The 14211-nt window shown below is 36.5% G+C and carries 14 protein-coding genes and 1 pseudogene; 12 read left to right on the top strand and 3 right to left on the bottom strand.

Annotated elements, in window-relative coordinates; genetic code table 11:
- Positions 1–47 precede the first annotated feature (47 nt).
- From V7024_RS10050 to V7024_RS10025, 6 genes are all read left to right on the top strand, one after another.
- On the top strand, positions 48–521 hold the full coding sequence (locus V7024_RS10050) for a hypothetical protein (protein ID WP_335519048.1): 474 nt from the start codon (positions 48–50) through the stop codon (positions 519–521).
- Between the two features lie 269 nt (positions 522–790).
- A complete protein-coding gene (locus V7024_RS10045; protein WP_335519057.1) occupies positions 791–2242 on the top strand; it encodes a M36 family metallopeptidase in 1452 nt (483 codons plus the stop codon).
- Between the two features lie 311 nt (positions 2243–2553).
- On the top strand, positions 2554–3750 hold the full coding sequence (locus V7024_RS10040; RefSeq protein ID WP_335519054.1) for a multidrug effflux MFS transporter: 1197 nt from the start codon (positions 2554–2556) through the stop codon (positions 3748–3750).
- Between the two features lie 178 nt (positions 3751–3928).
- Positions 3929–4630: an MgtC/SapB family protein gene (locus tag V7024_RS10035; protein WP_335519046.1), complete on the top strand. Its 702-nt coding sequence runs from the start codon at positions 3929–3931 to the stop codon at positions 4628–4630.
- Positions 4631–4824: 194 nt separating this feature from the next.
- Complete coding sequence (gene ilvA, locus V7024_RS10030) at positions 4825–6084, top strand: threonine ammonia-lyase IlvA (RefSeq protein ID WP_335519043.1); 1260 nt, start codon at positions 4825–4827, stop codon at positions 6082–6084.
- A 14-nt stretch (positions 6085–6098) separates the two neighbouring features.
- A complete protein-coding gene (locus tag V7024_RS10025) occupies positions 6099–6326 on the top strand; it encodes a hypothetical protein (protein ID WP_098917418.1) in 228 nt (75 codons plus the stop codon).
- A 35-nt stretch (positions 6327–6361) separates the two neighbouring features.
- Here V7024_RS10025 and V7024_RS10020 read toward each other — a convergent pair whose 3' ends face one another.
- On the bottom strand, positions 6362–7687 hold the full coding sequence (locus tag V7024_RS10020) for an ArsB/NhaD family transporter (RefSeq protein ID WP_335519039.1): 1326 nt from the start codon (positions 7685–7687) through the stop codon (positions 6362–6364).
- 262 nt (positions 7688–7949) lie between these two features.
- Here V7024_RS10020 and V7024_RS10015 point away from each other — a divergent pair, with 262 nt between their 5' ends.
- From V7024_RS10015 to V7024_RS10005, 3 genes are all read left to right on the top strand, one after another.
- Positions 7950–8300 (top strand): YojF family protein, encoded by a 351-nt coding sequence (locus V7024_RS10015; RefSeq protein ID WP_335519036.1) that lies wholly within the window; start codon positions 7950–7952, stop codon positions 8298–8300.
- Between the two features lie 12 nt (positions 8301–8312).
- Positions 8313–8978: a bacillithiol biosynthesis deacetylase BshB2 gene (bshB2, locus tag V7024_RS10010; protein ID WP_335519033.1), complete on the top strand. Its 666-nt coding sequence runs from the start codon at positions 8313–8315 to the stop codon at positions 8976–8978.
- A 140-nt stretch (positions 8979–9118) separates the two neighbouring features.
- Positions 9119–9379: a YuzF family protein gene (locus tag V7024_RS10005; RefSeq protein ID WP_335519031.1), complete on the top strand. Its 261-nt coding sequence runs from the start codon at positions 9119–9121 to the stop codon at positions 9377–9379.
- A 199-nt stretch (positions 9380–9578) separates the two neighbouring features.
- Here V7024_RS10005 and fabZ read toward each other — a convergent pair whose 3' ends face one another.
- Entirely contained in the window at positions 9579–10016 is a 438-nt protein-coding gene (fabZ, locus tag V7024_RS10000; RefSeq protein ID WP_335519028.1) for a 3-hydroxyacyl-ACP dehydratase FabZ, read from the bottom strand.
- A 138-nt stretch (positions 10017–10154) separates the two neighbouring features.
- Between fabZ and V7024_RS09995 the strand changes: the two are divergent.
- From V7024_RS09995 to V7024_RS09985, 3 genes and pseudogenes are all read left to right on the top strand, one after another.
- Positions 10155–10595: pseudogene (locus tag V7024_RS09995) on the top strand (ketoacyl-ACP synthase III); the annotation flags it as partial.
- Positions 10596–10609: 14 nt separating this feature from the next.
- On the top strand, positions 10610–11686 hold the full coding sequence (locus tag V7024_RS09990; protein WP_335519025.1) for an RNA-guided endonuclease InsQ/TnpB family protein: 1077 nt from the start codon (positions 10610–10612) through the stop codon (positions 11684–11686).
- A gap of 132 nt (positions 11687–11818) precedes the next feature.
- Positions 11819–12253, top strand: a complete 435-nt coding sequence (locus V7024_RS09985; protein ID WP_438824459.1) for an NUDIX domain-containing protein — start codon at positions 11819–11821, stop codon at positions 12251–12253.
- A 209-nt stretch (positions 12254–12462) separates the two neighbouring features.
- Here V7024_RS09985 and V7024_RS09980 read toward each other — a convergent pair whose 3' ends face one another.
- Positions 12463–14124, bottom strand: a complete 1662-nt coding sequence (locus V7024_RS09980) for a M4 family metallopeptidase (protein ID WP_335519022.1) — start codon at positions 14122–14124, stop codon at positions 12463–12465.
- Between the last annotated feature and the right edge of the window lie 87 nt (positions 14125–14211).

Here is a 14211-nt window from a genome sequence, read left to right as displayed (position 1 = left end):
AATATATATAAAACAATGTTAATTCGACAAACTAGGAGTGATACATAATGGACTATCAACAAATAAAGATGAAGACATTGGATGGGAAAAAATTAAGTAGATTGAAATCATATATAGCAGATACAAAATCTGTTTTAAAGAATTCCTTACATATTAATCCGCTTATCCAAAATAATCAAAAGAACAGTGAGAGAGAAATTAGATATTATGCGATAAATTCTTGTCTAACAAAATTAAATCATTATATTGATTTGACCTTTGAGGTAGCTGGATTTTCCGAAGAAGAAATTAACAAAAATGTTTTTACCGGAGAAAAAGTAGTATCTCTATTAGAGTTCATTGACTTCTCAATCCATAACAACAAAATAAATATGAAAACATTGAAAGATAGCGAATTTTGTATTTTTTCTGATGCTGAACATACGAATCTATTTTTATTACAGGCTAAGCACGAGATGTTAGTGTATGGGGATATTAAAACTTGGATAATAAATTCACTTTCATATAAGGAATATATATAGATTATAGGGAAGTGAATGGTGGATAAGGAATAAAGAAATTTTATTAGCAAGGTTCTAAGATAGGGCTTTTATGTCTTTGTAAAACATTTCTTTTTTTAAGAAAATTATTGAGAAAATCTTTCTTTAATTAAGTTTAAAGAAATCAAAAAGGTAAAATATTGTCCGCTCTAGAATTACTCGTACATTCGAAACAATTCTAGAATAGGAGAGTGATAGTTTTGTTGAAAAAAGTTGTCACAGTTGCTACCGTAATTCCATTGATTTTTGGTATGATTCATACTGTTTCAGCGGTAGAAGAGACACAGGGAAAAGTGCAAAATGTCTCACTGCAAGAACAGGCAACCGAATATTTAAAAGCGAATGCAGCGCAGTACTCTTTGAAGTCGGATATATCAGATTTACAATATGTATCTACGACAGATACAGAGGTGGCATCTTATGTTAGATTTCAACAAGCAGTAAATGGATTTCCTGTGTTCTCTAGACAAGTAACCGTAACGCTCAATAAAGGAGGACAAGGTGTGTTGGCAGTTTCGGATTACCTTCCTGTACAGAGCGTGAAGGAAATTAAGCAAAAGCTAAGTGAAAAAGAAGCGGAAGGTAAATCTACTCAGTATCTTGAAGCTGATGATGCGACTTTATGGGCTCCAACTACGCGTGAATTTGGATATATAATAGAAGAAGGTGTGGCAATTCCCGTGTATCGGGTTGTTATTCATTCTCAAAAACCATTTGGTGCTTGGGAAACATTTATTGATGCGGAAAATGGGAAATTACTTAAGAAAAAAGATTTAAATCGAAAAGCAGAAGGACAAGGGAAGGTGTTTCTGCCAAACCCTGTAGTAACGGGTGGGAGCTTGGCTGGATTGACTGACAATAAAGACTCAGATTCTACTGCATTGAATAACCAATTGAAAACGGTCACTTTAAAAGGTCTCAATGGATCAGGATATTTGGTTGGAGATTATGTGACGATTGCGTCGAAAGTAAAAACGTATTCTACTTCTCTTCAATATAACTACACACGTTCAAATGATAGATTTGAAGATGTTATGGCATATTATCACATCGATACTTTGCAGCGATATATACAACAACTTGGGTTTAATAATATTAACAACCGTTCTATTAAAGCAAATGTGAATACATCTACAGCAGATAATTCTTTTTATTCGCCTTCAACTAAGGCGCTGACATTTGGTTCTGGCGGAGTTGATGATGCGGAAGATGCAGGGGTGATTGCCCATGAATATGGCCATTCTATACAAGATAATCAAGTTACTGGATTTGGGAACTCTTCGGAAGGCGGAGCTATGGGAGAAGGGTTTGGAGATTTCTTAGGAGCTACATATGAAGATGCTGTATCAGATACAGGTTATGGAAAAGCTTGTATTGGAGAATGGGATTCAACTTCTTATTCCAATACGAATCCAACTTGCCTTCGTAGATTAGATAATAACAAAGTGTATCCGAAAGATATAGTAAATGAAGTGCATGCGGACGGTGAAATTTGGTCACAAGGTGAGTATGACATGGCGCAAGCTTTTGGCCGAGATATTGCGACAAAGATTATTTTACAATCGCATTGGTCTCTTACTCCTAACGCTACTTTCCGTGACGGTGCTAAAGCGATTAAGCAAGCAGATGCCCTCCTATATGGAGGACAGCACGGTGCAGAAATTGATCGCATTTGGACGGCGCGAGGCATCAGTACAAACTAGTTGTAAAATAGTGAATTTAAAGAGAATAGATCTAGAAATATAGAAGGTAAGAGGGTATCGACATTTGTTGATATCCTTTTATATATGCTTAAATTGGAAAAATATCGGGTAAATTTATTGACAATAAGTATAATTGTAACTAAAATGGTTACATCTAATTTATTATTCTATATTCTTGTGAAGTGATGCAGGTGAGAAGGATAAACGTAATTTGAAACATAAAATGAAGCTTTTAGTAATGGGAGTTTGTTTCATTCTGCACACTTGTGCAGGAGAAAAAGGAGGTTATATAATTGCAAACAGAATTACAAATGAAAGTACAAGTCGCAAAAGATAAGCGAATCATTTTAGCGATCATTCTCGGAAGTTTATCTGCGATTGGACCGCTTTCTATTGATATGTATCTTCCTGCTTTTCCAGCCTTAACAGACGATTTGCATGCGACAAGTGCACTTACACAGTTAAGCTTAACAGCATGTTTGTTAGGGATCGCGTTAGGGCAATTGTGGGTCGGTGCATGGAGCGACCGTCAAGGGAGAAAAAAACCAATTGTAATTGGTCTTGTTATTTATGCGGTTACGTCATTCTTATGTGCGCTAACACCGTCTGTATGGGTGCTCATTGTTTTACGTTTTATGCAAGGGGCAGCTGGTTCAGCGGGGATTGTACTTTCACGTGCGATTGTGAGAGATTTATACACGGGTTCAGAGCTTACGAAATTCTTTTCTGCTTTAATGTTAGTAAACGGAGCTGCTCCAATCTTCGCACCTATTATTGGGGGGCAAATTTTAAGCTTTGCTTCTTGGCACTGGGTATTTATTGTATTAGGTATATTAAGTGGACTTATGTTGTTAAGTGTTATTTTTATATTGCCAGAAACGTTGTGCGAAGAAAAAAGAACCGCAGGTGGATGGGGAGAGAGTTTGTCACATTATAAACGCTTATTACAAGATCGTGTATTTATGGGATATGCACTTTCTCAAGGGTTTATTACAGCAGCGATGTTTGCTTATATTTCAGGATCACCGTTTGTCATTCAAAATATTTTTGGTGCTTCGCCGCAATTATATAGTTTATTTTTTGCGATTAACGGTTTTGGGATAATCATTGCCTCGCAAGTTACAGGGCGTTTGGCAGGGAAAATTAAAGAACGTACTTTATTAGTAACGGGACTTCTTTTGGCGTTATTCGGAGGCACAATGCTTCTTCTGATTATTTTGCTGGCTCCTTCTTTAATTGGGGTGTTAATCTGCTTCTTTATGATTGTTTCTAGTGTAGGGATTGTTGGGACGACTGGATTTACTTTAGCGATGCAAAATCAGCAAAAAGCAGCAGGAAGCGCTGCAGCTTTACTAGGACTGTTACCTTTTATCTCCGGCGCTGTAGTAGCACCTTTAGTTGGTATTCAAGGAGAACACACAGCTGTACCGATGGGAATTACAATTGTTTGTTGTCATATCGGTGCGATGCTTAGCTTTATCGTTTTAACGAAACGAAATAATGATTAAAAATTCCATTTACAACATTGTGAACTTTTAGTTCGGTTGTACATGTAAGGGCGAGTGTACAGGGGATTTATAGAAGAAGATAGTCTTCTGAAATTCATGTTAATGAGAATTAAGGTAAACTATAAAGTGGAGGGTTTTATATAGAATTCTCCTTTATACATAGATTGAGGTGGATAAGATGATGTTGCAAGAGATTGCCCTTCGTATACTTGTAGCTATATTAGCTGGGGCCCTTATCGGAACAGAGCGTCAGTGGCTTCATCGTATGGCAGGCTTAAGAACGAATGCTTTGGTTTCATTAGGTGCATGCTTGTTTGTTTTATTATCAGTTATCGTAACACGAGAATCGAGTCCAACGCGGATTGCAGCTCAAGTTGTTAGTGGAATTGGCTTTTTAGGAGGGGGAGTCATTATTCGAGACGGCTTTAGTATACGGGGGTTAAATACAGCTGCAACATTATGGTGTTCTGCAGCTGTAGGAACTCTTGTCGGAGCTGGATTTCTAAAAGTAGCTATATTAGGAGCATTTGGTGTTTTAGTAGCTAATATTTTTCTTCGTCCGGTTGCGCTATTTATGAATAAGAAATCAACTGATCAAATGCCAGAGAAAATGAGCTATGTGTTATCTGCAACGTGCTCTAATAAAGATGAAGTTCATATTAGATTGTTGCTTATGCAAATGTTGAATACAGAAGAAATTGAGTTAAGAGAATTATATAGTGAAGAGAATGAAGAAGGTAAAAAAGTAACGATTCGCGCTGTTTTACACTGTGATGCTAAGAAAACGGTTTTAATTGAAAAAGTAGTGAATGGTCTTAGATTAGAAGCCGGCGTTACAGCTACTGGATGGAAGTCTATTTCTGGACAAGAGGTGGATTAGAAAGATACAAGTAAAAAATTTTGTGCATGTCAAAGAACAATTCCATGAAGGTGGAAACGCCATCATGAAAGAATGAATCAACATAGCGGGTATGTTGATTCATTTTTATTTGAACGACGTTTGAAAAATTTAGATCATTCTGTATAATGTAAAACAAAACTTTTTTTAAATTATACAGTGGGGCGGTCAAAGATATGAAAAATGTGAAAGAAATGATCAAAATTGAAGATATTCTCGTTGCGTATAATATGTTAAAAGATGTGATTCGAAATACATCTTTAGAGCGCGATCCAATTTTATCTGAGAAATATCAATGTAACGTATATTTAAAAAGAGAGGACTTACAAGTGGTTCGTTCTTTCAAAATACGAGGTGCCTATAACTGTATTAGTAGTTTACCGATAGAAGCTGTGAAAAAAGGGATTGTCTGCGCTAGCGCTGGTAACCATGCACAGGGCGTAGCTTATACATGTCATAAATTACAAGTTCCAGCAAAGATTTTTATGCCAAATACAACACCAAGTCAAAAGGTATCACAAGTACGCTTTTTTGGAGGAGATTACGTAGAGGTAATATTGCAGGGAGATACATTTGACAGCTCATATGGGCAAGCTGTGAAATATTGTGAAGAATTTGGATTAACATTTATTCATCCGTTTGATGATCCAAGGGTTATTGCAGGACAAGGGACGGTTGGTGTAGAAATTTTACATGATACGGATTGTACGATTGATTACATGTTTATGGGAATTGGCGGAGGAGGCTTAGCAGCAGGAGTTGGAACATACATAAAAGGGATTAGTCCTTTAACGAAAATTGTTGGAGTGGAACCAGAAGGTGCTGCTTCGATGAAAGAGGCGTTTGTGCAAGGAGAGGTTGTCACGCTTCCGCATATTGATTCATTTGTGGACGGAACAGCGGTTAAACAAGTTGGTTATCTTACATATGAAATTTGTAAACGCGTACTAGATGATATTGTTGCTGTACCAGAAGGAAAAGTATGTACAACATTACTTGAACTTTATAATAAAAATGCGATTGTAGCCGAGCCATCTGGTGCATTGCCGATTGCAGCGCTTGATTTATACCGAGACGAAATTCGTGGAAAGACAGTTGTTTGTATTGTAAGTGGTGGCAATAATGACATTGATCGAATGCAAGAAACGAAGGAAAGATCATTAATTTATGAAGGACTAAAGCACTATTTTATAATTAACTTTCCCCAGCGGCCACGTGCTTTGCGCGAGTTTTTAGATAACGTTCTCGGACCTCATGATGACATTACTCGTTTCGAGTATACGAAGAAAAATAATAAAGATAATGGTCCAGCATTAGTTGGAATTGAACTGCAGAAAAAAGAAGATTATGAGCCTCTTATTAAAAGAATGGAAGAAGAAGGAATACGCTATATGGAAATCAATCACAATCCAACATTATTTAATCTATTGATTTAAAAGGAGATTTGAAAATGAATTTAGAAAAAAGGAAGTCAGCTGAAGAAGAAATAGTAGAATTAAAGGAACTTGTGAAGGAATTGCATGGTTCCATTCATCAACTGCAAGCAGAGGTGCAACAAATGCGGCATGAAAGACCAGTTGTACAAATGAAAAAGGGAATTGAATGGACACCAACAATGGTCGGCCAAGTTGGCGGTATCATTTTAGGTGGTCTTGCAATTATCGGTATCTTTTGGTGAAAAAGAAAGGTTTGCAGCTTAAGCTGCAAACCTTTCTACATTAAATAACGTAAATAAATATATGCATGTGATAAAAGTAGTGCAACAATTGTTAATGGTAACCCAATTTTTAAGAAGTCCATGTATGAGAAACCGCATCCTTCACGTTTGGCAATACCTGCTACAACGACGTTGGCAGAAGCGCCAATTAGCGTGCCGTTTCCTCCTAAGCAAGCTCCAAGTGATAATGCCCACCATAGTACTTCAATTTGCTGAGAATCCGCTGAAAGTCCAAGTCCACTTGCTAAGTTTTGAATAAGCGGAATCATTGTTGCGACAAACGGAATGTTATCAATTGTGGCAGAAGCAGCCCCGGATACCCATAAAATTAAGATAGATGCATAACCGATATCTCCATTTGTTATGTCCAATACCTTTTTGGCAAGTGAGGAAATAAGCCCGATATCAACAAGTGCACCGACAAGAACGAATAAACCTGCAAAGAAGAAAATCGTTACCCATTCAATATGTGCAAATACATTTTCTATTTCGTGCTCTTTTACACCGATTAGCATTAAAAGGACAGCGCCAAGTAGAGCGATAACGGCAGCATCAACATGAATAATAGAATGAAAAATGAATCCAAGTATTGTTAGTCCTAAAATGGATAAAGACTTAACGAGTAAGCTGCGGTCGCGAATATAATCAGTTTCATTTAAAGACATCAATTTCTGAATTTGTTCGTCAGTTGTTTTTAATTTGTTACGATACATGATATATATAATAAGTAACGTAACAGCAGAAATAATAGCAACAATCGGTGCTAAATTCAGTAAAAATGCATTAAAATCAAGATGCTTATTTGCAGATCCAATCATAATGTTTGGAGGATCACCAATAAGCGTTGCTGTTCCGCCGAGATTCGAAAATAATACTTCTGAAATTAAAAACGGAACAGGAGGTACCTTCAAAATACGCGTAATCGATAATGTAACAGGTACAACTAATAAAACCGTCGTTACATTGTCTAAAAATGCAGAACCAACTGCGGTTAATAGGGATAAAAGCAGTAAAATTCGAATTGGCTTTCCGCCCGCAGCTTTAGCAGCTTTAATTGCCACATATTCAAAGACACCAGATTGACTTGTAATATGTACGAGAATCATCATTCCAATTAATAGAGTGATTGTTTCCCATTGAATATGTGTAGTAAAGGCAGTATGTAAATCTACTATTCCCATAATCACCATAATGGCAGCGCCAAGTAAAGCAATAACAGCACGGTTAATTTTTTCAGAGATTATAAAGCCATATGTAACTAAAAATACAGCAATGGCAAAATAGTATTGCCAGTTTGCAACTTCATGTGCTGAATGATCCAAAGTGTTCACCTTCTTTTTAAGAATCCTATACATAGTTTTGTATAAAAATGTCGAAATGCATCCCTCTGCATAAATTTTATTGTAGCAAATTCACATACAGAAAGAAATGAAAATACTGAACACATCAAAAAAGATAAATAATTTCACATACCGTAATGGATATAAAAAGCAAAAAAATATGCAAAGTAATCATTGTCCTCTATTATAAGAGATAGCAATTTACATTATTTTTTCGTAAACTGATTAAAAGAGGTGAAATCCGATGGAAATAATAACAGATACTTCTGTCGTACAAAGTGAAATCGAACGTTTTCTAAATCAAGATGTATACCTTCATTTAGAAACGACAAATGGTGCATATGCTTCACATGTAAATGAAAAAACGATGACAGTTGGGGCGTTCATCCGTAATGCAGTGATTCGCTTTGAATGTGGTAAGATTACTGGGACGAATCCATATCGCATAGGGTTAAAAATGGAGCATGGTTGGGTATATGCAGAAGGTGTGACACATTGGGAAAAAGATGAAAAAAATCGTCTTTTATTAGCAGGCCATGATGAAAAAGGGCGTCTAGCGGTTGCACTGCAATTAAGCTTAACGCCGTTTGCATAAGGAGTGGAGATTATGGAAAGACACGTACTTGTAGTATTTCCGCATCCAGATGATGAATCATTTGCGGCGGGAGGAACAATTCGTCAATATCGAAATAATGGAGTCCCTGTTACGTATGCTTGCGGGACACTTGGGCAAATGGGACGGAACATGGGGAAAAACGTATTTGCCAATCGCGAAACAATTCCGAGCATTCGGAAGCGGGAATTAGAAGAAGCATGCCAAGCGATGGGGATTGAAGATTTACGCTTACTTGGCTTCCATGATAAAACGTTAGAGTTTGAAGACGTTGAATTTGTAGCGGATAAAATTGAAGCAGTAATTCGTGATGTGAATCCATCTTTAATCATCACGTTTTATCCTGAGCACGGCGTACATCCAGATCACAATGCATTTGGACGTGCAGCTGTTCGCGCAGTAGAACGTATGCCAAAAGAAGAACGTCCAGTTATTCATGCAGTGGCTATCACGAAAAATCGTGAAGAAGTGTTAGGGAAGCCAGATGTTGTTAACGATATAAGCGATGTATTACCGCAAAAATTAACAGCACTTCGAGCACATCGCTCACAAACAGAAGCGATGTTAGAAGAAATGGAAGCAAAGCTAAAAAAACAAGATCCAGCGACGATAAAATGGTTACAAGGTGAACAATTTTGGACGTATAAATGGGAATCATAAGTTAGAAACGGTAAACCTTCTAGCTTGTAATATATATCGAGATGCCGTAATGATGGCATCTCTTTTCTTTTTTAGATAGGCACATCGGTCTATTTCCTTTCATACAATACAAGCGAATTGTAGAAAGAGGGGGATAATAAATGGATTATTCATACGAAGATGTGTACGGGGATTTTCGAAATGGTTATCAGTTGAACGGAGAAGTAGTTTCTAGCGTGGATCCATACGTTGTGCAAACATTACAAATGATTGTTGGGAAAAATGTTGTTGTCGATACAATGCGCGGCAGTTTGCAGGGCATGTTAAAGGCCGTTAAACCAGACCATATTGTGATTGAAGAGGAAGAGACACCGTTCTTTATTCGGATGCAGCAAATTGTTTGGATAACGCCGGAAGAATAATGTGAATGAAAGAATCTTTACCTTTTATATATTTGTAATGATGGTAATAACCAGGAAGTTGATTGGGATGTAGTGTAGGTTTATAAAAAAGTTTGATAAAAATCACCTCGTGAGATACCGCTATCTTAAGAGGTGATTTTTTGTGTAAGAGAAAAAGAGTAAATTCTATAGAAAAGAAGGTGAAGATTATAATAAATCTTTAGGCTTTCTTATTCTTGAAAAGAGCGAATGTAACTTCTGCTTCACAAGTGATTTCTCCATCTACTGTAGCAACAGCGTTTGCTTTTGCGATTAAACCACGGACTCTTGTTATTTCTACTTCTAAACGTAATTGATCTCCAGGGTGGACTTGTTTCTTGAAACGACAACGATCAATACCAGCAAATAACCCAATTTTTCCTCGATTTTCATCTTTCATTAACATAATAACTGCACTTACTTGTGCCAACGCCTCTACAATTAGAACGCCCGGCATTACTGGATAATCTGGAAAGTGACCATTAAAGAATTCTTCATTAGCAGTAACATTTTTAATTCCAACTGCGCGTTTTCCTTCCTCTATTTCAAGAATGCGATCAACTAATAAAAGCGGGTAACGATGTGGAATAATTTCTTTAATTTCTTGAGTATTGAACATAAATCCCTCTCCTTTATACTTTCACAAGTGGTATTTAACTACCATTATTTTCATTTCAAATTATTGGCAAATATTAGTATCTAGTACTAATATTAGATTATAATACTAAGTATAATAACAGTAAAGGGGGACAAACAAATGAGGTCAAAAGCAAGAATTACAGCTATTGGTACCTATGTACCTAAAAAGAAATTAACAAATTTTGAGCTTGAGCAAATGGTTGAAACAAATAATGAGTGGATTGTTCAAAGAACTGGAATTCATGAACGTAGAATAACTCGTCCTGATGAATTTACCAGTGATTTATGTGTATCTGCTGTAAAAGATTTAATGTACAGATATAATAAAAAAATCGATGATGTAGATATGATTATTGTGGCAACTAGCACACCAGATTTTCCATTCCCATCTGTGTCAAGTATAATACAGGACCAATTAAATATATCCCAAACAGGTGCCATAGATTTAAGTGCAGCGTGTGCAGGATTTGTTTATGCATTGCATTCAGCACATAGCTTAATTTCATCTGGGCTCCACAAAAAAGTACTAGTAATTGGAGCAGACACAATCTCAAAGATTGTTTGTTTAAAACAATGAAGCAACAAGACTATATAAACCTACCATCACAAGTGAATCAAGCCGTTATGAGAAAGCTTTACCAAAACTGGGATTCATTTTTTGGAGCCATGAAAAAATACAAAACACATCCTTTTGCTTTTACTGGTAAACCTCGTATTCCAAACTATATCAAATTATCTATGAGAGAAGTTGTATTCACAAATCAAGTATGTAAACTCCAAGATAAGTATATTCGTTTTCCAAAGACAAGTATCAAATTAAATATCGGTAAATTGTTCGGACAGATCCAAAATCTAAAAGAGGTCCGTGTTTCTTCTGCTTACGGGAAGTTTAAGGTAGAAATTGTGACAGAACAGTCCGAGCCATCACCTAAGCATGTTGACAACAACTGTTACATGAGTATTGATTTAGGAATCCATAACATTGCAACCATCGTAACGAATACAGAGGCTACTCCTATGTTAGTAAAGGGCAATGTTATCAAAAGTATCAATCAATACTACAACAAACAAAAGGCGCATTTACTGGGCATTCTTCGTCATGGAAAAGAACCAAAAGAAGGACCTCACACATCAAAACGTTTAGAGAGGCTTCATGAGAAACGGTTTCTCAAAATAAAGGATCTCTTTCATAAAATGAGTTATCATATTGTTCAGTTTGCGATTCAACAGGAGATTTCTACGATTATGATTGGGAAAAATACAGCATGGAAACAAAACAGCGAGATGGGAAAACGACAGAATCAATCCTTTTGCCATATCCCACATAATCTACTCATTGAAATGATCAACTACAAGGCGAAGAGGCAAGGTATCATGGTAAAAGTGGTGGAAGAATCGTATACAAGCAAGGCATCCTTTCTAGACAATGATACGATTCCCATTTACGGTGAGGAAGACATCCTTGTATTCAGTGGGAAACGTCTCAAACGCGGCTTGTATCGTACGAAAGAGAACAAGCTACTGAACGCTGATGTGAATGGTGCCTATAACATCTTAAAAAAAGCAGTTCCAAAGGCATTTGCCGATGGAATAGAGGGGGTGTGCCATCTGGCAGCTGTGTCAACTCCACTTGTGTTAAGCATCTCTTGAAGATGATACATGAGAAACCCCCACTTCAAGATCCGAGGGAGATAAGTGGCGGGAGTTTTCATTCTTAATTTTGCTTCTAGTATAATCGATTTAGTTGTTATTATGAAATAAGTTCCAAAGGAGGGGTTATTCTTGAAAAGAGTGAATGTAGTTTCAGCTTTAATTTATGATAATAATGAAAATATATTAATAGTTAAAAACATAAAGGGTGATTCTTATTATTGGAGTCTGCCAGGCGGGGCAGTTGAAGGAGATGAGACTTTAGAAGAGGCTGTAATTCGCGAAGTAAAAGAGGAAACAGGATATAATATTGCTGTAGATAAATTACATTCTATTAGGGAAGTGTTTTTTGAAGAAAGAGGTCATCATGCTTTAATTATTACATTCCATGCAAAGATTATTGATGGAGAAATAAACATTAATGACCCTGACAATGATATTGTTGAAGTAAAGTGGGAGAATAGTGAAACAGTAAAGGAATTGATGCCATCTTTATATGAGAGGCTAAAAATACATACTGATTCTACTAAAACACCAGCCTTCTATGCATTTGAAGGTACGCAATAACGTCAAGAAAAGGGTTTATTTTTAATAATAGAGTAGGATACATAGTATTAGCATTTATGTAATCGCACATGAATGAATGTGATTTAAAAGTGACTAAACGTGTTTTGGGTTATGGCGTTTTATAAGGAATTCTATACGAAAGCGAAGAGGCTGTCCTAAAAGTTTCACTTTCTGGACAGCCTCTTTCACTATATAAAGGGGAATGGTACCTATTTTACACCAACTGCATCATATGACTGCTTCACGGCTGCCACTTCTGCAGAGTTTGCGCCGTATAAATCAGCTGCTGCTTGTATTAAGGCAGCACGCGCTTGACTGAAAGTTGCAGATTCAGTTAAGTATACTGTATTTGCACGATAGTAAATTGCGCCTACTTTATCTTTACCAATACCGTTTACGGTTACACCATAATGTGTACCGCCATTTGCTAATAAGTAAGCAGCTTTATTGATAATACCGCTATTTGTATGAACGCCGCCATTATCACTTGTACCTGTATAACGTTTAGAGTAATGATCAGGATCACCATATTTTGTTGGATCACTCATCGAACGAACTGCATCTCCAGCTGTACCAGGGGTATAAATATCTTCTCCAACTTCCCAATCTGGGGTGTGGTTATCATAGTATTCTACTAACGTACCAAAAATATCTGAAATAGCTTCATTTAATGCACCAGACTCATTTTGATAAATAAGGTTTGAACTATATTCTGTAACGGCATGTGTTAACTCATGCCCGATAACATCTATACTTCCTGATAATGGAATGAATGTATATCCATCTCCATCACCATACACCATTTGTGATCCATTCCAAAAGGCATTGTTGTAATTTTTTCCATAATGAACCGTAGATTTTAACGGTGCACCAGCATCGTTATAAGAGTTGCGGTTAAAGGTTTTTTTATAATAATCATATGTTACACCTGCATAATAATGTGCATCCACTGCTGCTGCATCACGGGTCGCATTAAAGATATTATCGCTATCTGCCCATAACGTTCCCGGCAATCTTGTCCGGTTGTTCCCATTATATGTGTAAATTACCGCGCCGTGTGTATTGTCTTGTAAATAATAGCTAGATCCAGATAATGTTGTATTAATGGACTTTGTATCACCTAATACACCTTTACCTGTTCCAACTTTATTTGTTCCTGTTACAGGTTTAATTGGTGCGTTATTCTCAGTGTTAGCATTATGAATTGTATTGTATTTATTCAGTACTTTGCCACTATCAGCTTCAATGAAATAATAATAGTTTCCTGGCTCTGGATCTAAGAAATTTAGTTTCACAACATATGCGTATGTTGTTTCCTCACCATTTTGATATACAAATAAATCCGCCGCCGGCTCTACTTCATATTTTGGATTCAGCCCCAAATCTTTTTGTGCAGCTGCAATTGCTTGTTTTCCGTCAATTTTATTTTTATTTTTTAATTTCTCTTTTTTATTTAAATCAGGCGCAACTGTTCCCGATACAACCTTTAATACACCATCCTTCCCAACATGAGCTATTTGAGTAAATCCCCATACCGGTACACCTTCATACATTTGCTGCAGGCGGACGACGGTTGCTTCTCCAATAGGATCTTTTACAATTTTTTGTACTTTAAAAGATTCTTCTGCATTTTTTTCGCCTAGTTTATAATCTTTTTTAGCAGCGTTTAAATAATCAAATACAATAGATTCTGCTTTCTTTTCTGATTCGCTTGTTAGGTTTCCTGATACAAACTCTGGAGACTGTACCGTCTCATTGTATTTCTTTGTGGAAAGTACGTTCTTTGAATCTGCAAACGCAGAGCTTGTCCCACCAAATGTTGTCACTGCCATTCCAGTTACTAACATGAACGCTAGACTTTTTTTCTTCATCATTCTTTCCCCCTAACAAAAATTTAAAAAGAATAGATTTATAGTAGCATTAAGTTTCTATTTTTAGAATACTGAAAATTCTAAAAA

It is taken from the genome of Bacillus sp. JJ864, assembly GCF_036963045.1.
Lineage (GTDB): Bacteria > Bacillota > Bacilli > Bacillales > Bacillaceae_G > Bacillus_A > Bacillus_A pseudomycoides_C.
The sequence above is the reverse complement of the archived record's forward strand: the minus strand, read 5'-3'. Positions and strand labels throughout refer to the sequence as shown.